Source organism: Burkholderia sp. 9775_39 (assembly GCF_015712225.1).
Lineage (GTDB): Bacteria > Pseudomonadota > Gammaproteobacteria > Burkholderiales > Burkholderiaceae > Burkholderia > Burkholderia cenocepacia.
The window spans coordinates 117,098-136,042 of sequence record NZ_JACCQC010000012.1; the positions used below are offsets into that span (position 1 = coordinate 117,098).

Sequence of the window (18,945 nt, forward strand, 5' to 3'; positions counted from 1 at the left end):
CCGGCGTTACGCCTTGTTCGAATCGGAACGCGTCGTTTCCTTCGCGTTGACGTCGACCGCACCCGAACGCGGCAGTTGCTGCGCATCCGCCGGCGTTTCGCCTTCCTTCATGCCGTCCTTGAAACCCTTCACGGCGCTGCCGAGGTCGTTGCCGATGTTGCGCAGCTTCTTCGTACCGAAAACCAGCGCGACGATCAGCAGCACGATCAGCCAGTGCCAAATGCTCAATCCACCCATGATGAAACCTCTCCTCAACCACGCCGCGTCGCGGCGCAAATCGCCGGCGGCACGCCGGCTTCGACTATCGATGCGGGGAAACGCCCCGCTGCGTCAACCCATTCGCTGCCACGGGCGCGGGCCGGCCAGGATATGCGCGTGCAGGTGGTAGACCTCCTGCCCGCCGCCCGGGCCCGTGTTGATCACCGTACGGAAACCGGTTTCGCCGCCCGTATACGCGACGCCGAGCTGGTCGGCCAGACGCGCGACGAGCAGCATCAGCCGGCCGAGCATCGGCGCATCGGCGTCGCTCGCCGCCGACAGCGTCGGCAGGTGCTGGCGCGGAATCACGAGCACGTGCGTGTCGGCCGCCGGGCGGATGTCGCGGAACGCGACGAATTCGTCGTCCTCGTGCACCTTCGTGCTCGGGATCTCGCCTGCCGCGATCTTGCAGAACAGGCAATTCGGATCGTGACTCATGTTGCTCCTGCAGACGCCCGCGCGCGGCCGGTCAGAACCATGCCTGCGGATCGAGCGCCTTGTTGTCGTTCAGGTACAGCCAACCCTTGATGATACGGTACAGCGTCCAAATCCATGTGACAAACATGATCACGAATCCCACCCCCACGAACAGCAGCGCGATGCCGATCACGTACGCGATCAGCGCGCGCCAGAACGTGCGGATCTGCCACTCGAAGTGATCGGCGTACGGCGTGCCGGCCACGTCGCCGCGCTTCACGTAGTTGATGATGATCGCGATGATGCCCGTGACGCCACCCGTCAGCCAGTGAATCGCATAGAGGCCGTACAGCACGTGGGTCAGCGTGCGCAGCCCGTTCAGGCGTTCGGCATCCGCGGCTCCCGGCACCGCGGGCGTCGGAAACTGGTTCGACGTATCGTTCATGATGCTACCCCCGTTAGATGACAATTCTTACAGCTTACCGCACTGTTGCCACCGCGGCGGGGCGTGCCCGTCACCCGCCGTTTTCCTCGCGCTCGCGACGCTTGCGCAGCGCCTTTTCCTCGATGCCCGACAAGCCTTCGCGACGCTCGAGTTCGGCGATCACGTCAGCCGGGCTCAGGTCGAAATGCGACAGCATCACGAGGCAGTGGAACCACAGGTCGGCCACCTCGCCGACGAGCGCGGTCGGCGCGCCGCCCTGCCGCACGTCCTTCGCGGCCAGCACGACTTCCGTCGCCTCTTCGCCGATCTTCTTCAGCACCGCGTCGTCGCCCTTGTGGAACAGGCGCGACACGTACGATTGGTCGGGGTCGCCGCCCTTGCGGCTATCGATCACGGCCGCGAGGCGCAGCAGCGTGTCTTCGGTCGATTGCGTCATTTGTAGATGTGTTCGGGGTCTTTCAGCACCGGTTCGACCGCGACCCAGTCGCCGCTGTCCACGTTGCCTTCGAATTTCTGGAAGAAGCACGAATGCCGGCCGGTGTGGCATGCGATGCCCGACACCTGCTCGACCTTCAGCAGCACGACGTCCTCGTCGCAGTCGAGCCGCACTTCGTGCACGTGCTGCACGTGGCCCGACTCCTCGCCCTTGAACCACAGGCGCTTGCGCGAACGCGAATAGTAGACCGCGCGCTGCGTCTCGACCGTCTTCGCGAGCGCCTCGCGATTCATCCACGCGAACATCAGCACGTCGTTGGTCGACGCTTCCTGCGCGATCACCGGCACGAGGCCGTTGTCGTCCCAGCGGACCTTGTCGAGCCACGCGGGCAGGGATTTCGTTTCCGTATTCATCACAGCCTCACCGCGATGCCCTGGTCGGACATGAAGCGCTTCGCCTCGCCGACCGTGTGCTCGCCGTAGTGGAAGATGCTCGCGGCCAGCACCGCGTCGGCGCGGCCGTCCTTGATGCCGTCGGCCAGGTGCTGCAGCGAACCGACGCCGCCCGACGCGATCACCGGCACCGGCACCGCGTCCGACACGCCGCGCGTGAGCGCGAGATCGAAGCCCGACTTCGTGCCGTCGCGGTCCATGCTCGTGAGCAGGATCTCGCCGGCGCCGAGTTCGGCCATCTTGCGCGCCCATTCGATCGCGTCGAGGCCCGTGTTCTTGCGGCCGCCGTGCGTGAACACTTCCCAGCGCGGCGCCTCGCCGTCGGCCGACACGCGCTTCGCATCGATCGCGACGACGATGCATTGCGAGCCGTACTTGTCGGCCGCGTCGCGCACGAGCTGCGGGTTCGCGACCGCCGACGAATTCATGCTGACCTTGTCCGCGCCCGCGTTCAGCAGGCGCCGCACGTCCTCGACGGCGCGCACGCCACCGCCGACGGTCAGCGGAATGAACACCTGCGACGCAACGGCTTCGATGATCGGCAGGATCAGGTCGCGCTGGTCGGACGTCGCGGTGATGTCGAGGAAGGTCAGTTCGTCGGCACCCTGGTCGTCGTAGCGGCGGGCGATTTCGACGGGGTCGCCGGCGTCGCGCAGCTCGACGAAATTGACGCCCTTGACGACACGCCCGGCGGTCACGTCCAGGCAGGGGATGATGCGTTTAGCTAGAGCCATGATGTTGCGCCAAATGCCGCGCTGGGACGGCCGGTTGCGGAAGCCTCGCGCGAGGCTTCCGGTCGGGGCCGCCTGCGGGCAGCCCCGGCGAACGGGACAACCGCGGTTACGCGTTGTCGAGTTCGCCGTTCAGTTCGTCCGCGCGCTTTTGCGCGGCCGCGAAATCGAGATCGCCGGAGTAGATCGCACGGCCGCAGATCACGCCTTCGACGCCGTGCTCTTCCACTTCGCACAGGCTCTCGATGTCCGTGAGGTTCGACAGGCCACCGCTGGCGATCACCGGGATGCCGACCGCCTGCGCGAGCTTCACGGTCGCGTCGATGTTGATGCCCTGCAGCATCCCGTCGCGGCCGATGTCCGTGTAGACGATCGATTCGACGCCGTAATCCTCGAACTTCTTCGCGAGATCGATCACCTCGTGACCGGTCAGCTTGCTCCAGCCGTCGGTCGCGACCTTGCCGTCCTTCGCATCCAGCCCGACGATGATGCTGCCGGAGAACGCGGTGCACGCGTCCTGCAGGAAGCCCGGGTTCTTCACGGCCGCCGTGCCGATGATCACGTAGGACAGGCCGGCGTCGAGATACTTCTCGATCGTCTCGAGGCTGCGGATGCCGCCGCCGAGCTGGACGGGAATTTCGTCGCCGACTTCGTCGAGGATCGCTTCGATCGCCTCGAGATTCTTCGGCTTGCCGGCGAATGCGCCGTTCAGGTCGACGAGATGGAGCCGCCGGGCGCCGAGATCGACCCACTTGCGGGCCATCGCCGCCGGGTCCTCGGAAAAAATCGTGGCCTGGTCCATATCGCCCTGTTTGAGGCGCACACACTGACCGTCTTTGAGGTCGATGGCCGGAATCAGCAACATAGCAATCGGGTGTCGTCGTGGAAAAAGAAAAGAATCCGGCGCGTACCGGCCAAACCGGTGCCGCGCCGTCTCGCTAGTTTAGTACAACTCTTTCGGCGCTTAGGCGGGCAAGCCCCGTGCGACAGGCCTTTCGGCCAGGGCGACTGTGGCTCGCGCACCACGTTTACGGTTTCCAGTGTACGAAGTTGCGATACAGACGCAACCCGACCTCCGCGCTTTTCTCCGGGTGGAATTGGGTCGCGAAGAGGTTGTCCCGCGCGACCGCGGACGTAAACGGCGCGCCGTAGGCCGTTTCGCCGACCGTGTGCGCCGGGTTGTCCGGCGTCACGTAATAGCTGTGCACGAAGTAGAAATACGCGTCGTCGGGCACGCCGTCCCACAGCGGGTGCGGCTGCGCCTGGCGCACGCGGTTCCAGCCCATCTGCGGCACCTTGAAGCGCGAGCCGTCGTCCTGCACGCGGCCGTCGAGCTCGAAACGCACAACCTTGCCGGGCAGGAGGCCGAGGCCCTTCGTGTCGCCTTCCGCGCTCCAGTCGAACAGCATCTGCTCGCCGACGCATACGCCGAGCAGCGGCTTCGTGCGCGACGCCTCGATCACGGCCTCCTGCAGGCCCGATTCGCCGAGGCAGCGCATGCAGTCCGGCATCGCACCCTGGCCGGGCAGCACGACGCGGTCGGCCGCGCGAATCGCGGCCGGCGTGTCGACGATCGCCACGTCGGCGGCCGGTTCGGCCTTCTTGAGCGCCTGCGCGACCGAGCGCAGGTTGCCCATCCCATAATCCACAATCGCAATCGAAGTTTTCATCTCAGTGCAGGCAGTAGCGCCCTCAGTCCATTGACGATGAATTCCACCGCCAGCGCCGACAGCATCAGACCCATCAGCCGCGTGGCGATGTTGATGCCGGTGCGGCCGATCCAGTTCGCGATCGGCTCGGCGAGCCGCATCGCGACGAAACACAGAAAAGCCAGGACCGCGCCGATCGCGACCAGCCCGGCCCGTTCATACCAGTGATGCGCGTTCGCCGCATAGATGATCACCGTGCTGATCGAGCCGGGGCCCGTGAGCAGCGGAATCGCCAGCGGCACGACCGCGATGTTGTCCTTCAGCTCGGCTTCGTGGCGTTCCTCCGGCGTCGATCGCGTGTTGCCGATCTGCGCGTTCAGCATGTTGATCGCCATCAGCAGCATGATGATCCCGCCGCCCACTTCGAGCGACCCGACCGAAATGCCGAAGAAGTTGATGATCTGCTGCCCGAGCAGCGCGGTCACCGTCATCACGCAGAACACCGACACCGATGCGATCCGGATCGTGCGACGCCGCTCGTCGTCCGTCTGCTGCGCCGTCAGGCTCAGGAAAAACGGCACCGCGCCGACCGGGTTGATCAGCGCGAGCAGCGAAATGAACGATTTGAGCAGATCCATCGCACGCCGGCGCGCCGCGCCGAAGCCGTGAGGTCGTCCTTGGCGTCGTCCGTTCGGAAGTTAGAGGCTGCCTTTGGTCGACGGAATCTGCCCCGCCGCCCGCTCGTCGAGTTCCACCGCCGCGCGCAGCGCCCGGCCGAAGGCCTTGAACACCGTCTCGAGCTGATGGTGCGCGTTGATCCCGCGCAGGTTGTCGATGTGCAGCGTGACGCCCGCGTGGTTCACGAACCCGCGGAAGAATTCGATCGACAGGTCGACGTCGAACGTGCCGATCCGCGCGCGCGTGAACGGCACGTGAAATTCGAGGCCGGGCCGGCCGGAGAAATCGATCACGACGCGCGACAGCGCCTCGTCGAGCGGCACGTACGAATGGCCGTAGCGGCGGATGCCCTTGCGGTCGCCGATCGCCTTCGCGACGGCCTGACCGAGCGTGATGCCGACATCCTCGACCGTGTGGTGGTCGTCGATATGCGTGTCGCCGTGCGCTTCGACCTCGAGATCGACCAGACCGTGTCGCGCGATCTGGTCGAGCATATGGTCGAGAAACGGCACGCCGGTGGCCAGCTTCTGCCGGCCGGTGCCGTCGAGATCGAGCTTCACACGGATCTGCGTTTCGCTGGTATTGCGAACGACTTCCGCCACACGCATGACAATTCCTTGATCGAGTCTGATGTAAATGGGGATTGATCGTCGCGCGCCGCCGCGCCCTGGGCTCAACCGGGCAGCGCGAGTTTCAAGGCGGCCAGCAGGCGGGCGTTTTCGTCGGGAGAACCGACGGTCAGCCGCACGCATTCGGCCAGTAATGGATGCATTTTACTCACGTTTTTGACCAGCACCCGCTCGGTGAGCAGCGCATCGAACACGGCGGCCGCGTCCGGCACGCGCACCAGCAGGAAATTGCCGGCGCTCGGGAACACCGTCGCGCCCGGCAGCGCGGCCACCGCCTGCGCCAGGCGGGTGCGTTCCGCGCGCAATTCGGCCGCCTGCGCGTCGAGCACGTCGAGGTGATCGAGCAGGAAATCGGCGGTCGCCTGGGTCAGCACGTTGATGTTGTACGGCGGGCGCACCTTGTCGAATTCGTTCAGCCACGCCGGCAAGCCGACGAGGTAGCCGAGGCGGATGCCCGCGAGGCCGAGCTTCGACACAGTGCGCATCACGACGACGTTGTCGAACTCGGCGGCGCGCGGCAGCCACGAACGCTCGGCGAACGGCTGGTACGCCTCGTCGATCACGATCAGGCTGTGCCGGGCGGCCGCGACGATCCGCTCGACGTCGGCATCGTCGTACAGCGTGCCGGTCGGGTTGTTCGGGTACGCGAGATAGACGATCGCCGGCCGGTGCTCGGCGATCGCCGCGAGCATCGCGTCGACGTCGAGCGTCAGGTCGGCCTGCAGCGGCACGCCGACGAATTCGAGCTGCGCGAACTTCGCCGACAGTTCGTACATCACGAAGCCCGGCACCGGTGCGAGCACCTTCGCGCCCGGCTGCGCGCACGCGACCGAGATCATGCTGATGATTTCGTCGGAACCGTTGCCGAGCAGCACGTCGCAGCCGGCCGGCACGCGCATCGCGTGGCGCAGCTTGTCGAGCAGCGCGGCCGGGCGCGGCGCCGGGTAGCGGTTCAGCGCGACCTGCGCGAGCCGCTCGCCGAGCGCCGCGGCGAGCGGCGCCGGCAGCGGATACGGGTTCTCCATCGCGTCGAGCTTCACGAACCCGCTCGCGTCCGGCACCGGATAGCTGGTCATCGCGAGCACGTCGCGGCGGATGATGTCTTGTGGCGTCGTCATGGTCTCAAGCCGGCGTGCGTCGCGCCGGCGTCAAAGGGTCGGCAGGGCGGCGGCTGCCGCCCTGCACTCGTCTCCTGCCCGCTCCAAAAATGCGCGGTCAGCCCTTCATCCGGAACTCGGCGCTCCTTGCGTGCGCCTGCAGTCCTTCGCCGTAAGCGAGCTCGGACGCGATCTCGCCGAGCGTCTGCGCGCCTTCCGCGCTGACCTCGATCAGACTCGAGCGCTTGATGAAGTCGTACACGCCGAGCGGCGACGAGAAGCGCGCGGTGCGCGACGTCGGCAGCACGTGGTTCGGGCCCGCGCAGTAGTCGCCGAGGCTCTCGCTCGTGTAGCGGCCGAGGAAGATCGCGCCCGCGTGGCGGATCTGCTGGCCCCATTGCTGCGGCTCCAGCGCCGAGATTTCGAGGTGTTCCGGCGCGATGTCGTTGGCGATCCGGCACGCCTCGGCCATGTCGCGCACCTTGATCAGTGCGCCGCGGCCCTCGAGCGACGCGCGGATCACGTCCTGGCGCGGCATCGTCGGCAGCAGCTCGTCGATCGCCTTTTCGACGCGATCGAGGAACGCACCGTCCGGGCACAGCAGGATCGACTGCGCGAGTTCGTCGTGCTCGGCCTGCGAGAACAGGTCCATCGCGACCCAGTTCGGATCGGTCGTGCCGTCGCACAGCACGAGGATTTCCGACGGCCCGGCGATCATGTCGATGCCGACCGTGCCGAACACGCGGCGCTTCGCCGACGCGACGTACGCGTTGCCGGGACCGCAGATCTTGTCGACGGCCGGCACCGTCTCGGTGCCGTATGCGAGCGCGCCGACCGCCTGCGCGCCGCCGATCGTGAACACGCGATCGACGCCGCCGAGCAGCGCTGCGGCCAGCACGAGGTCGTTCTTCACGCCGTCCGGCGTCGGCACGACCATCACGATCTCGCCGACCCCCGCGACGCGCGCGGGAATCGCGTTCATCAGCACCGACGACGGATACGCGGCCTTGCCGCCCGGCACGTACAAGCCGACGCGGTCGAGCGGCGTGACCTTCTGGCCGAGCACCGTGCCGTCGCTTTCCGTGTACTGCCAGCTATGCGTGCCGCACTCGATCTTCTGCTTCTCGTGGTACGCGCGCACCCGCGCCGCGGCCGCTTCCAGCGCCGCGCGCGCCTTCGGCGCGAGGCCGTCGAGCGCCGTCTGCAGCGCGTCCTGCGGCAATTCGAGCGCGGCGACGCTGTTCGCGCTCAGCCGGTCGAAGCGGTTCGTGTACTCGAGCACCGCGGCGTCGCCGCGCGACTTCACGTCGGCGAGGATCTTCGCGACCGATTGCTCGATCGCTTCGTCTTCGCTCGCCTCGAACGCGAGCACGGCGCGCAGCGCGGCGCCGAAGCCTTCGTTCGTCGAATCGAGCTTGCGGATGGTGATGGACATGGGAGTTCCGTTACGGTGATGCGCTCAACCGCCATTCTGCGACGCGCGTTCGAACGCGTCGAGGATCGGCTTGAGCGCCGCGCGCTTCAGCTTCAGCGCGGCCTGGTTCACGACGAGGCGCGACGAGATCGCCATGATCTCCTCGACCTCGACCAGATTGTTCGCCTTCAGCGTGCCGCCCGAGCTGACGAGGTCGACGATCGCGTCGGCCAGCCCGACCAGCGGCGCGAGCTCCATCGAGCCGTACAGCTTGATCAGGTCGACGTGCACGCCCTTCGCGGCAAAGTGTTCGCGCGCCGTTTCGACGTATTTGGTCGCGACCCGCAGGCGCGCGCCCTGGCGCACCGCGTTCGCGTAGTCGAAACCGGCCGGCACGGCCACCGACATCCGGCAGCGCGCAATGTTCAGATCGATCGGCTGGTACAGGCCCGAGCCGCCGTGCTCGACCAGCACGTCCTTGCCGGCCACGCCGAAATCGGCCGCGCCGTATTCGACGTAGGTCGGCACGTCGCTCGCGCGCACGATGATCACGCGCAGGTTCGGATCGGTCGTCGGCAGGATCAGCTTGCGCGACGTTTCCGGGTCCTCGGCCACCTGCACGCCGGCGGCGGCCAGCAGCGGCAGGGTTTCCTCGAAAATCCGGCCCTTCGACAGGGCGAGGGTCAGCGGCGCGGTCATGCTTGGCTCCCGGAGAGGCGGCGCACGTTCGCGCCGACGGCGGTCAGTTTGGCTTCCATGCGGTCGTAGCCGCGGTCCAGGTGATAGATGCGGTCGACGAGCGTTTCGCCGTCGGCGCGCAGCCCGGCGATCACGAGGCTCGCCGACGCACGCAGGTCGGTCGCCATCACGTTCGCGCCCGACAGCTTGTCGACGCCCGTCACGAGCGCCGTGTTGCCGTCGATCGTGATGTTCGCGCCGAGCCGGTTCAGCTCCTGCACATGCATGAAGCGGTTCTCGAAAATGGTCTCGACGACCTGCGCGGTGCCCGTCGCGACCGTATTGAGGGCCATGAACTGCGCCTGCATGTCGGTCGGGAACGCCGGGTATTCCGACGTGCGGATCGTCACCGCCGACGGGCGGCGATCCATCTTCACGCGCAGCCAGCTGTCGCCTTCCTCGATCGACACGCCGGCTTCGCGCAGCTTGTCGATCACCGCGTCGAGGATGTGCGGGCGCACGCCCGTCAGCATCACGTCGCCGCCGGCCGCCGCGACCGCGCACAGGAACGTGCCGGCCTCGATCCGGTCGGGGATCACCGCATGACGCGCGCCGTGCAGCCGCTCGACGCCCTGGATCACGAGGCAATCGGTGCCGATGCCGTCGATTTTCGCGCCCATCGCGACCAGCAAGTGTGCGAGATCGCTCACTTCCGGCTCGCGCGCGGCGTTTTCGATCACCGTCTCGCCGTCGGCGAGCGTCGCGGCCATCAGCAGGTTTTCCGTGCCCGTCACCGTGATCATGTCGGTCACGATGCGCGCGCCCTTCAGGCGCTTCGCGCGCGCCTCGATGAAGCCGTGCTCGATGCTGATTTCGGCGCCCATCGCCTGCAGGCCCTTGATGTGCTGGTCGACCGGTCGCGCGCCGATCGCGCAGCCGCCCGGCAGCGACACCTTCGCCTCGCCGAAACGCGCGAGCAGCGGCCCGAGCACGAGGATCGACGCGCGCATCGTCTTCACGAGCTCGTACGGCGCGACGAGGTTGTCGACGCGCGACGCGTCGAGCTGCACGCGGTAGCCGTCGGTCTCGCTCTTCACGCCCATCTGGTTCAGCACCTTCAGCGTCGTGCGCACGTCCTTCAGGTTCGGCACGTTGTCGAGATCGACCGGGTCGGCGGTGAGCAGACCCGCGCACAGGATCGGCAGCGCGGCGTTCTTCGCGCCCGACACGACGATCTCGCCGGACAGGCGGCGACCGCCTTCGATCGCGAGTTTGTCCATCCCCTGTCCCTGCGATTCCCCGTTGGCGGCCGGGTGTGCCGTGGCGACGCTCTGGACGGCGTCGCGCTCGTTGACGGTGACTTGCACTCAGTGATTTCCGTTTATGCGTTCTGCCATTCGGCGGGCGTCAGCGTCTTCATGCTGAGCGCGTGAATTTCCTGCTTCATGCGATCGCCGAGCGCCGCATAGACGAGCTGGTGCCGCTGGATCGGCCGCTTGCCTTCGAAGGCCGCCGACACGATCGTCGCGAAGAAATGCTGGCCGTCGCCTTCGACTTCCAGATGCGTGCAGGCGAGACCGCCGGCGATGTATTGCTTGACCTGTTCGGGAGTCGGCAACATGGTGTAAGGCTCCTGTGGCGCGCGCCGCCTTGGGCGGCCGCGGCCTGACGATATCAATGACGCAGTTTGTAGCCGGTCGCGAGCAGCCGCATCGCGATCAGCGCGAGCAGCACGAAGAAACCGGTGACGATCGCGAGGCTCGCGAACGGGTTGATGTCGGACGCGCCGAAGAACCCGAAACGGAAGCCGTCGATCATGTAGAAAAACGGGTTGAGACGCGACACTTCGCGCCACACGGGCGGCAGCGAGTGCGTCGAATAGAACACGCCGGACAGGAACGTCAGCGGCATGATCAGGAAGTTCTGGAACGCGGCGAGCTGGTCGAACTTCTCGGCCCAGATCCCGGCGATCAGGCCGAGCGTGCCGAGGATCGCCGAGCCGAGCAGCGCGAACGCAATGATGAACAGCGGCGCCGCGAAGTGCATCGGGATAAACCAGATCGTCACGACGAACACGCCGGTGCCGACCGCGAGCCCGCGCACCACGGACGCGAGCACGTACGCGCCGAAGATGTCGCGGTACGACAGCGGCGGCAGCAGCATGAACACGAGGTTGCCGGTGATCTTCGACTGGATCAGCGACGACGAGCTGTTCGCGAACGCGTTCTGCAGCACGCTCATCATCACGAGGCCCGGCACGAGAAAGCTCACGTACTCGACGCCCGGATAGACCTCGACGCGGCCCGACAGCGCGTGGCCGAAGATCGTCAGATACAGCAGCGCGGTGACGATCGGCGCGAGCACCGTCTGGAACGACACCTTCCAGAAACGCAGCAGTTCCTTGTAGAACAGCGTGCGAAACCCGCTTCCCGGCACGCGCCGGGCCGTCCCCTCGGACGTCAGCGAACGCAGTTCGCGTGGGGAGTGTTGATTCATGCCAGCCCCTCGATCACCTCGGCCCCGTTCATCACCTGGACGAACACATCCTCGAGGTCGGCCTTGCGGACCTCGATCTCGTCGAACGTGCAACCGGCCGCGCGGCATTGCGCGAGGATGCGTTCGACCTCGTCGTAGCTCCCGAGACGCAGCAGGTGCTCGCCCGGCGCGCGCGCGGCCGGATCGGTCTCCAGCCCGCGCAGCTCGGCCGGCAGCGCACCGGTCGCGAACCGCAGGTACAGTTGCAGGCCCGCGAACCGGCGCAGCAGCGCGTCGGTGCGGTCGAGCGCGACGACTTCGCCCCGGCGCAGCATCGCGATGCGGTCGCACAGCGACTCGGCTTCCTCGAGGTAATGGGTGGTCAGCACGATCGTGTGACCCTCGCGGTTCAGGCGCGAGATGAATTTCCACAGCGTCTGGCGCAATTCGACGTCGACGCCGGCGGTCGGCTCGTCGAGCACGATCACCGGCGGCCGGTGCACGAGCGCCTGCGCGACGAGCACGCGGCGCTTCATCCCGCCCGACAGCGCGCGCATGTTCGCGTCGGCTTTCTCGGTGAGATCGAGATTGGCCATCACTTCATCGATCCAGTCGTCGTTGCGGCGCAGCCCGAAGTAGCCGGACTGGATCCGCAGCGTCTCGCGGACGGTGAAGAACGGGTCGAAAACGAGTTCCTGCGGCACGACGCCGAGCGCGCGGCGCGCATTGCGGAAGTCCTGGACGACGTCGTGACCGCGCACCGAGATACTGCCTTCGTCGGCCCGGGCGAGCCCGGCGAGGATACTGATGAGCGTGGTCTTGCCTGCGCCGTTGGGGCCGAGCAGACCGAAAAACTCGCCTTCCTCGACCGACAGGCTGACGCCCTTGAGCGCCTGAAGCGACTTGTAGCGCTTCTTGACGTGACGGATTTCTATGGCTGACATGACTGTGCGCGACGCCAGGGCCGCGACGCCTATTCTGTGCTTGCTGCGAAAGAAAATGGGGGCCGGACGCCGATTGGCTGCCCCGCAAAACGCTTGATTATAGGGCAAACCGGCTGGGGGAGCCGGCGCCAGCCGGCGCGCGGCCTGAAGCGTGCGCGCGCCGGCTGGCGCGGCACGCTTCGGTCGGACAGGGTCAATGTCGCCCGGTGCCTTCGATGAGCGCGTCGACGCCGTAGGCGTGCGCGAGGCTGGCGAGCTTCGGAGGGAGATTGAGGATGTCGAGGGTCGCGCCGCGCGCTTTGGCGGCACGTTGCCATGCGAGCAGCACGGCGAGCGCGGACGAGTCGAACTGCGTCAGCGCCGCGCAATCGACGGCGGTTGCGCCCGCACCGATGCGCGCAAGACCGGCCGCGAGCGCGGACTTCGCGCTCGCGACGGTCAGCGAGGAGCCGGCTTCGAAGCCGCTCACGACGCTTGCTTGCCGGCGGCAAGTTGCTGGTTGCGCTGCGTCAGGAACTGGATCAGCCCTTCCACGCCGCTTTGCTGGATCTTCTCGTTGAACTGCTGCTGGTAGGTCTGGATCAGCCATGCGCCGAGCACGTTCAGGTCATACACCTTCCAGCCGTTCGCCGTCTTGTACAGGCGGTAGTCGATCTGGACCGGCTGGCCGTTGTTCATCGCGACCGTCTTGACCACGACGTCGGTATCGGCCGGATCCGCGCGGAACGGCGGGTACTGGATCTGCTGGTCCGGCTTCAGCTGCGCGAGCGCGCCCGAATACGTGCGGATCAGCAGCAGCTTGAACTGCTCCTGAACCTGCTGTTGCTGCTCGGCCGTCGCCGTGCGCCAGTTGCGGCCCATCGCGAGCTGCGTGGTGCGGCGAAAATCGGTGTACGGCAGGATGTCCTTGTTGACGATCGAGATGATGCGGTTGGTGTCGCCCTGCTTGATCGTCTGCTGCTTGACTTCGTCGAGCACCTGCTGGGTCGCCGTCTTGATCAGCGCCTGCGGGTTCGACTGGTCGACTTGCGCGTGAGCTGCGCTGCCGAACGAGAACAGCGCCGCGAAAACGGGGATCAGGAACAGTTTTTTCATCATAGTGGCCTGCATGAATGAGTCGATGCGAAGGTTGGAGCAGGTAGCTTACGCGCAAGTTCGCGTACGCTACCGACTGAATCGTTTCCGGCTGTAACGAATGTAAGTCCGTCAGTGCAGCCGGATGCTCGGGAACCGGAACCCGCCCGGCGACGGCGGCGCCACCTGCATCGCCGGCACGTTCGTCTCGCTGGCCGGGTTCGGCGATTCGGCCGTGCCCGACGCCGGCGCAGCAACCGCCGCGCCCGATGCGCCCGCCGGCGCCGCACCGCCCACCGCCGCCGCACCCGCGGTACCGGCCGCGCCGGCTGCCGCCGGTGCCGCGCCGTCTTCCGGCAGGTCGTACTTCGGCAGCGCGTCGTTGTTCGACGTTACGGCGGCCTCGCCGCGGGCGTTGCTGATCAGCGCCTGACGGCGCTGCAGGTACGCGTTGCGCACGAACGAATACTTGTCGAGCGCCGCGGCGTCCAGCACGTCGCCCGCGCCGAGCAGGTTCGCACGCGTGTTGACGAGGTTCACGCCGAACAGGCCCCAGCTCAGGCCATCCGGCTTCACGTAGGTAAGCGGGTTGCCGACGTAGTCGACGCCGAGGCCGGCCGTGTCGCGCAGCGTGCTCGGGCCGAGCAGCGGCAGCACGAGATACGGGCCCGACGGCATGCCGTAGCGGCCCATCGTGATCCCGAAGTCGGCCGTGTGCTTCGGCAGCTTCGCGATCGTCGCGACGTCGAACAGACCGCCGACGCCGAACACCGTGTTGATCACGACGCGCATGATGTCGCCGACGCCGTCCGCGATGCGCAGCTGCACGATGTTGTTCGCCGCGATGTAGACGTCGCCGATGTTCGAGAAGAAGTTCGTCACGCTGTCGCGCACCGGCTGCGGCACCACGTACTGGTAGCCCTTCGCGACCGGTTTCAGCGCGTACGTGTCGACCGTGTCGTTGAACTTGTACATCGTCCGGTTGAAGCCTTCGAGCGGATCGCCCTTGGTCGGCGTCTGCACGGTCGCGCAGCCGCTCAACGCGGCGACTGCCGCTACCGCCAGCGCGGCGTGCCTGATGCGGATCGTGTGCATGGTCATTACCCTCTTGTTTTCTCTCGTGTGGTTATTGGCCGGCTGAACCGGACACCGCCGACGCCGGCACCGCCACCGGCGCAGGCGCAGGCGCGGCCGATGCGCCGGCCGCCGGCTTCGCACCGCCCGCATCGGCGGCCTTGCTGTACAGGAACTGGCCGATCAGGTTCTCGAGCACGATCGCCGATTGCGTCATCGTGATCGTATCGCCCGCCTTCAGCATTTCGGTGTCGCCGCCCGGATCGAGGCCGATATATTGCTCGCCGAGCAGGCCCGACGTCAGGATCTTCGCCGACGAATCCTTCGGGAATTGGTACTGGCCGTCGACGTCGATCGTGACGAGCGCCTGGTACGTGTTCGTGTCGAAGCCGATCGACTTCACGCGGCCGACCACGACGCCGGCGCTCTTCACGGCCGCGCGCGGCTTCAGTCCGCCGATATTGTCGAATTTCATTCTCACCGAGTAGGTCGGCTGAAACGACAGCGAGCTCATGTTGCCGACCTTCAGCGCCAGGAACAGCACCGCAAGGAAGCCCACCACCACGAACAGGCCGACCCAGAAGTCGAGAGCAGTCTTTTTCATCGTCATCCCAAAATTTGGCTTGGCTGAGGCTTAGCTGAACATCAGCGCGGTCAGCAGGAAATCGAGGCCGAGTACGGCGAGCGACGCGAACACGACCGTCTTGGTGGTCGCGCGCGACACGCCCTCGGGCGTGGGCTTCGCTTCATACCCCTGGTACAGCGCAATGAAGGTCACGGCGAAGCCGAACACGATGCTCTTGATCACGCCGTTGCCGACGTCGGCCCAGACCTGGACCCCGCCCTGCATCTGCGACCAGAACGCGCCCGGATCGACGCCGATCAGCACGACGCCGACGAAATAACCGCCGAGCACGCCGACCGCGTTGAAGATCGCGGCCAGCAGCGGCATCGCGATGATGCCCGCCCACATGCGCGGCGCGATCACGTTCTTGATCGGGTCGACCGCCATCATCTCGAGCGCGGTGAGCTGCTCGCCGGCCTTCATCAGGCCGATCTCGGCCGTGAGCGACGTGCCCGCGCGGCCCGCGAACAGCAGCGCGGTGACGACCGGCCCGAGCTCGCGCACGAGCGACAGCGCGACCAGCAGGCCGAGCGCCTGCTCGGAACCGTAGCGGTTCAGCGTGTAATAGCCCTGCAGCCCGAGCACGAAGCCGACGAACAGCCCCGACACGGCGATGATCACGAACGAATAGTTGCCGAGGAAGTGGATCTGCTTCGTGACCAGCCGCGGCCGGCGCAGCAGCGGGAAGAATTCCAGCACGAGGCGCACGAACAGGCGCGTGCCGTAGCCCGCGCGCTCGAGGCCGCCGATGACGTAACGTCCGATCGCGCTGATCATGCGCGCCCTCCGCCGAGCCCGAAATCCGCCGCGAGCGGCGGGCTCGTGTAATGAAATTTGAACGGGCCGTCCGGCGCGCCGTCGATGAATTGCCGCACGCTCGGATCGGTCGACGCGCGCAGCTCGTCGGGCGTACCCTGCGCGAGCACGCCGCCATTGGCCAGAAAATACACGTAATCGGCGATCGCGAACGATTCCGGCACGTCGTGCGTGACGAGGATCGACGTCGCGCCGAGCGCCTGGTTCAGCGTGCGGATCAGGTTCGCGGTGATGCCGAGCGAGATCGGATCGAGGCCCGCGAACGGCTCGTCGTACATGATGAGCTGCGGATCGAGCGCGATCGCGCGTGCCAGCGCGATGCGGCGCGCCATCCCGCCCGACACCTCGGACGGCATCAGGTCGCGCGCGCCGCGCAGCCCGACCGCGTTGAGCTTCATCAGCACGAGGTCGCGGATCAGGTCTTCGGGCAGATCGGTATGTTCGCGCAGCGCGAACGCGACGTTCTCGAACACCGACATGTCGGTAAACAACGCGCCGAACTGGAACAGCATGCCCATCTTGCGGCGCAACGCATACAGCCCGTCGCGCGTTTGCGCGCCGACATCGGCGCCGTCGAACAGCACCTGGCCGCGGCGTGCGCGCACGAGGCCGCCGATCAGGCGCAGCACGGTGGTCTTGCCGCAACCCGAGCCGCCCATGACCGCGACGACCTGCCCGCGCCCGAAGCGCAGGTTCAGGTTGGACAGGACGAGGCGGTCGCCGTAGCCAAAGTCGACGTCGCGAAGTTCCAGCAGGGTCTCGGTAGGAGTGGGGCTCACGGAGCTGACAGTCCTTTTACGCAGAACGCCGAATTATAGGGCCTGCATTGGAATGATGTCGTGACGCCGTTCCGGGCCCTCCGGTCAACGATTGTCAAATTGTCCGGCAAAGCACTGCTGCAGTGCAATAAGCGCCGTCCGATAGTCGGCCGCGCCCGTGACCGCGCTGACCACCGCGACGCTGCCGACGCCCGTCGCCAGCACGGCCGGCAGCGCGTCGAGCCCCACCCCACCGATCGCGACCAGCGGCGCCCGCGCGCCGGCGAAGCGCGCGTAGCGGGCAATCCGCGCCAAACCCTGCGGCGGCGCGGCGACGGCCTTGGTCGCGGTCGCGTACACGGGGCCGAGCGCGAGGTAGCTCGGCCGTTCGTGCAGCGCCCGCAACATCTCGTAATAACCGTGGCTCGACAGTCCGAGCCGCAGGCCCGCGCGCGCGATCGCGGCCAGATCGGCCGTTTCGAGGTCCTCCTGACCGAGATGTACCCCGTACGCCCCCTCTTCTGCGGCGATCTGCCAGTGATCGTTGATGAACACGCGCGCATCGGGATAGCGGCGCCCGGCCGCGACCGCGCGGGCGATTTCTTGACGGAGTGCGTCCGGCGTCGCATCTTTCACGCGCAATTGCACGGTTCGCGCGCCGCCATCGAGCACGCGTTCGACCCATTCGGCGCTCGGCACGACCGGATAGAGGCCGAGTTGCGCGGGGCACGGCGGGAACGCCGGCTCCGGCGCGGGCGGCAGCCCGGCGACGCACGGGAATCGCTCGGCATCGACCGGCCATGCGTCGGCGGCGTGCGTCTCGTCGCCGTCGCGCCACGCCAGCGCGAGAACCAGCGCGTCGACCGGTGCGAAGCCGCAATCGAGGAATGCGGCGAGCGCCGCGATCCAGTCGTCCGCGAGCGGATGCGCGGCGTCCAGCGCGTAGCGCACGCCCGCCGCATGCAGCACGGCGCTGCGCTCGTCGAATTCGATCGCCACCGCATCGGGCGACGCTGGCCGCGACACGGCCGACGCACGCGCCTGCGCGGCGCGATCGCCGGCCGACACGATCAGCACGTCGCCGTCGGCCGGCACGTCGGGCGCCGCCACGCAGAGCCGCCACGGCGCCGCGCCGTCCGGCCAGTCGCCGAGCCGCGCGCGAATCCGCTCGGCCGCTTCGGCCAGCTCGTCGGCCGGCGGCCAGAACGCATCGGCGAAGCGCGCGCTCATGCGCCGCCTCCGTCCTGGTGCCAGAACGGCATCCCGACGACCGGCGTGCTCGCGTGCGCGGTTTCGCGCGCATCCATCGGGCCGGCGAGATACGCGGCACGGCCGGCCTCGACGCCCTGCGCAAACGCGCGCGCCATGATCTCCGGGTGCGTCGCCTGCGACACGGCCGTATTCAGCAGCACGCCGTCGAAACCCCACTCCATCACCTGGCACGCGTGCGACGGCACGCCGAGCCCCGCGTCGACGATCAGCGGCACGTCCGGCAGCCGTTCGCGCAGCACGCGCAGGCCGTACGGATTCACGACGCCCTTGCCGGTGCCGATCGGCGCGCCCCACGGCATCAGCGCCTCACAGCCGACGTCGAGCAGGCGCCGGCCGATCACGAGATCCTCGGTGCAGTACGGCAGCACCTTGAACCCGTCCTTGACCAGTTGCGCGGCGGCATCGATCAGCCCGACCGGGTCGGGCTGCAGCGTGTAGTCGTCGCCGATCAGCTCGAGCTTGATCCAGTCGGTGCCGAAGACCTCGCGCGCCATGTGCGCGGTGGTCACGGCTTCGGCGACGGTCTGGCAGCCGGCCGTGTTCGGCAGCAGCGGCACCGCGTGGCGCTTGAGCAGGTCGAAGAAGCCGGCTTCGGCCGTGCCGCCCGTCATCTGGCGGCGCAGCGCGACCGTCACCATCCCGGGGCGCGACGCGGCGATCGAATCGGACAGCGACTGCAGCGACGGATAGCGCGACGTGCCGAGCAGCACGCGGCTTGCGAAGGTTTCGCCGTACAGCGTCAGCGTGTCGGCGGAGGTGGGGGACGTCATGTCGTTTTCCTGGAAGAGCGGGGACGAACCGGCGGCGCTCAGCCGCCCGCGACGGGGTGCACGACGTCGAGCCGGTCGCCCGCCGCGAGCGCGCGCGCCGCATGCTGCGTACGCGCGACGAAATTGCCGTTCAGCGCCACCGCGTACGGCGGACGCGCGCCGTACGCGGCGAGCGCGTCGGCCACCGTCGCGCCGTCGGGCAACGTCAGGGTCTGTTGATTGATCTGGATATCCATGAGGCTGGGTCGAATTC

At 67.3% G+C, this 18,945-nt stretch carries 26 protein-coding genes; all 26 read right to left on the reverse strand.

Going from position 1 to position 18,945, the window contains the following annotated elements:
• Positions 1 to 6 precede the first annotated feature (6 nt).
• Positions 7 to 237 (reverse strand): Sec-independent protein translocase subunit TatA, encoded by a 231-nt coding sequence (gene tatA / locus H0X90_RS18045; RefSeq protein ID WP_006477115.1) that lies wholly within the window; start codon positions 235 to 237, stop codon positions 7 to 9.
• A gap of 93 nt (positions 238 to 330) precedes the next feature.
• Complete coding sequence (locus tag H0X90_RS18050) at positions 331 to 696, reverse strand: histidine triad nucleotide-binding protein (RefSeq protein ID WP_006485352.1); 366 nt, start codon at positions 694 to 696, stop codon at positions 331 to 333.
• Between the two features lie 31 nt (positions 697 to 727).
• Entirely contained in the window at positions 728 to 1,120 is a 393-nt protein-coding gene (locus tag H0X90_RS18055) for a membrane protein (RefSeq protein ID WP_006485332.1), read from the reverse strand.
• A gap of 70 nt (positions 1,121 to 1,190) precedes the next feature.
• Positions 1,191 to 1,556 carry a phosphoribosyl-ATP diphosphatase gene (locus tag H0X90_RS18060; protein WP_006485344.1) on the reverse strand — a complete coding sequence of 122 codons (366 nt, stop codon included), beginning with the start codon at positions 1,554 to 1,556 and terminating at the stop codon, positions 1,191 to 1,193.
• Positions 1,553 to 1,969, reverse strand: a complete 417-nt coding sequence (gene hisI, locus H0X90_RS18065; RefSeq protein ID WP_006494429.1) for a phosphoribosyl-AMP cyclohydrolase — start codon at positions 1,967 to 1,969, stop codon at positions 1,553 to 1,555. Before hisI ends, H0X90_RS18060 begins: the two co-directional genes overlap by 4 nt.
• Complete coding sequence (gene hisF, locus H0X90_RS18070; protein ID WP_006485327.1) at positions 1,969 to 2,742, reverse strand: imidazole glycerol phosphate synthase subunit HisF; 774 nt, start codon at positions 2,740 to 2,742, stop codon at positions 1,969 to 1,971. Before hisF ends, hisI begins: the two co-directional genes overlap by 1 nt.
• 106 nt (positions 2,743 to 2,848) lie before the next feature.
• Positions 2,849 to 3,604 carry a 1-(5-phosphoribosyl)-5-[(5-phosphoribosylamino)methylideneamino]imidazole-4-carboxamide isomerase gene (gene hisA, locus H0X90_RS18075; RefSeq protein ID WP_006477123.1) on the reverse strand — a complete coding sequence of 252 codons (756 nt, stop codon included), beginning with the start codon at positions 3,602 to 3,604 and terminating at the stop codon, positions 2,849 to 2,851.
• A gap of 163 nt (positions 3,605 to 3,767) precedes the next feature.
• On the reverse strand, positions 3,768 to 4,409 hold the full coding sequence (gene hisH / locus H0X90_RS18080) for an imidazole glycerol phosphate synthase subunit HisH (protein WP_012492306.1): 642 nt from the start codon (positions 4,407 to 4,409) through the stop codon (positions 3,768 to 3,770).
• A complete protein-coding gene (locus H0X90_RS18085; protein WP_006485349.1) occupies positions 4,406 to 5,026 on the reverse strand; it encodes a YchE family NAAT transporter in 621 nt (206 codons plus the stop codon). The genes hisH and H0X90_RS18085 overlap by 4 nt, the downstream gene beginning before the upstream one ends.
• Before the next feature lie 60 nt (positions 5,027 to 5,086).
• On the reverse strand, positions 5,087 to 5,674 hold the full coding sequence (hisB, locus tag H0X90_RS18090; RefSeq protein ID WP_011546606.1) for an imidazoleglycerol-phosphate dehydratase HisB: 588 nt from the start codon (positions 5,672 to 5,674) through the stop codon (positions 5,087 to 5,089).
• 65 nt (positions 5,675 to 5,739) lie between these two features.
• Entirely contained in the window at positions 5,740 to 6,813 is a 1,074-nt protein-coding gene (hisC, locus tag H0X90_RS18095; RefSeq protein WP_077188930.1) for a histidinol-phosphate transaminase, read from the reverse strand.
• Between the two features lie 97 nt (positions 6,814 to 6,910).
• Positions 6,911 to 8,227 carry a histidinol dehydrogenase gene (gene hisD, locus H0X90_RS18100; RefSeq protein ID WP_006494431.1) on the reverse strand — a complete coding sequence of 439 codons (1,317 nt, stop codon included), beginning with the start codon at positions 8,225 to 8,227 and terminating at the stop codon, positions 6,911 to 6,913.
• Positions 8,228 to 8,251: 24 nt separating this feature from the next.
• Complete coding sequence (gene hisG, locus H0X90_RS18105; protein WP_006477129.1) at positions 8,252 to 8,905, reverse strand: ATP phosphoribosyltransferase; 654 nt, start codon at positions 8,903 to 8,905, stop codon at positions 8,252 to 8,254.
• Positions 8,902 to 10,251, reverse strand: coding sequence for a UDP-N-acetylglucosamine 1-carboxyvinyltransferase (murA, locus tag H0X90_RS18110; protein ID WP_077188929.1), 1,350 nt, complete (start codon positions 10,249 to 10,251; stop codon positions 8,902 to 8,904). The genes hisG and murA overlap by 4 nt, the downstream gene beginning before the upstream one ends.
• 14 nt (positions 10,252 to 10,265) lie before the next feature.
• Positions 10,266 to 10,505, reverse strand: a complete 240-nt coding sequence (locus H0X90_RS18115; protein WP_006477131.1) for a BolA family protein — start codon at positions 10,503 to 10,505, stop codon at positions 10,266 to 10,268.
• 53 nt (positions 10,506 to 10,558) lie between these two features.
• Positions 10,559 to 11,380: an ABC transporter permease gene (locus tag H0X90_RS18120; protein ID WP_006485346.1), complete on the reverse strand. Its 822-nt coding sequence runs from the start codon at positions 11,378 to 11,380 to the stop codon at positions 10,559 to 10,561.
• Positions 11,377 to 12,303, reverse strand: a complete 927-nt coding sequence (locus H0X90_RS18125) for an ABC transporter ATP-binding protein (RefSeq protein WP_006485348.1) — start codon at positions 12,301 to 12,303, stop codon at positions 11,377 to 11,379. The genes H0X90_RS18120 and H0X90_RS18125 overlap by 4 nt, the downstream gene beginning before the upstream one ends.
• 193 nt (positions 12,304 to 12,496) lie before the next feature.
• The gene (locus H0X90_RS18130; protein WP_006485329.1) at positions 12,497 to 12,772 is read right to left on the reverse strand and encodes a lipid asymmetry maintenance protein MlaB; all 276 of its coding nucleotides are present in this window, start codon (positions 12,770 to 12,772) and stop codon (positions 12,497 to 12,499) included.
• Complete coding sequence (locus tag H0X90_RS18135; RefSeq protein ID WP_012492305.1) at positions 12,769 to 13,398, reverse strand: phospholipid-binding protein MlaC; 630 nt, start codon at positions 13,396 to 13,398, stop codon at positions 12,769 to 12,771. The genes H0X90_RS18130 and H0X90_RS18135 overlap by 4 nt, the downstream gene beginning before the upstream one ends.
• Positions 13,399 to 13,509: 111 nt before the next feature.
• Positions 13,510 to 14,472 (reverse strand): VacJ family lipoprotein, encoded by a 963-nt coding sequence (locus H0X90_RS18140; RefSeq protein ID WP_020979879.1) that lies wholly within the window; start codon positions 14,470 to 14,472, stop codon positions 13,510 to 13,512.
• Positions 14,473 to 14,503: 31 nt separating this feature from the next.
• Complete coding sequence (gene mlaD / locus H0X90_RS18145; protein ID WP_059723943.1) at positions 14,504 to 15,061, reverse strand: outer membrane lipid asymmetry maintenance protein MlaD; 558 nt, start codon at positions 15,059 to 15,061, stop codon at positions 14,504 to 14,506.
• Between the two features lie 24 nt (positions 15,062 to 15,085).
• On the reverse strand, positions 15,086 to 15,853 hold the full coding sequence (mlaE, locus tag H0X90_RS18150) for a lipid asymmetry maintenance ABC transporter permease subunit MlaE (protein ID WP_006486220.1): 768 nt from the start codon (positions 15,851 to 15,853) through the stop codon (positions 15,086 to 15,088).
• Complete coding sequence (locus H0X90_RS18155; RefSeq protein WP_006477138.1) at positions 15,850 to 16,671, reverse strand: ABC transporter ATP-binding protein; 822 nt, start codon at positions 16,669 to 16,671, stop codon at positions 15,850 to 15,852. Before H0X90_RS18155 ends, mlaE begins: the two co-directional genes overlap by 4 nt.
• 84 nt (positions 16,672 to 16,755) lie before the next feature.
• The gene (gene thiE, locus H0X90_RS18160) at positions 16,756 to 17,880 is read right to left on the reverse strand and encodes a thiamine phosphate synthase (RefSeq protein WP_077019890.1); all 1,125 of its coding nucleotides are present in this window, start codon (positions 17,878 to 17,880) and stop codon (positions 16,756 to 16,758) included.
• The gene (locus tag H0X90_RS18165; RefSeq protein WP_006488530.1) at positions 17,877 to 18,692 is read right to left on the reverse strand and encodes a thiazole synthase; all 816 of its coding nucleotides are present in this window, start codon (positions 18,690 to 18,692) and stop codon (positions 17,877 to 17,879) included. Before H0X90_RS18165 ends, thiE begins: the two co-directional genes overlap by 4 nt.
• A 38-nt stretch (positions 18,693 to 18,730) precedes the next feature.
• The gene (gene thiS / locus H0X90_RS18170; protein WP_006488534.1) at positions 18,731 to 18,928 is read right to left on the reverse strand and encodes a sulfur carrier protein ThiS; all 198 of its coding nucleotides are present in this window, start codon (positions 18,926 to 18,928) and stop codon (positions 18,731 to 18,733) included.
• Between the last annotated feature and the right edge of the window lie 17 nt (positions 18,929 to 18,945).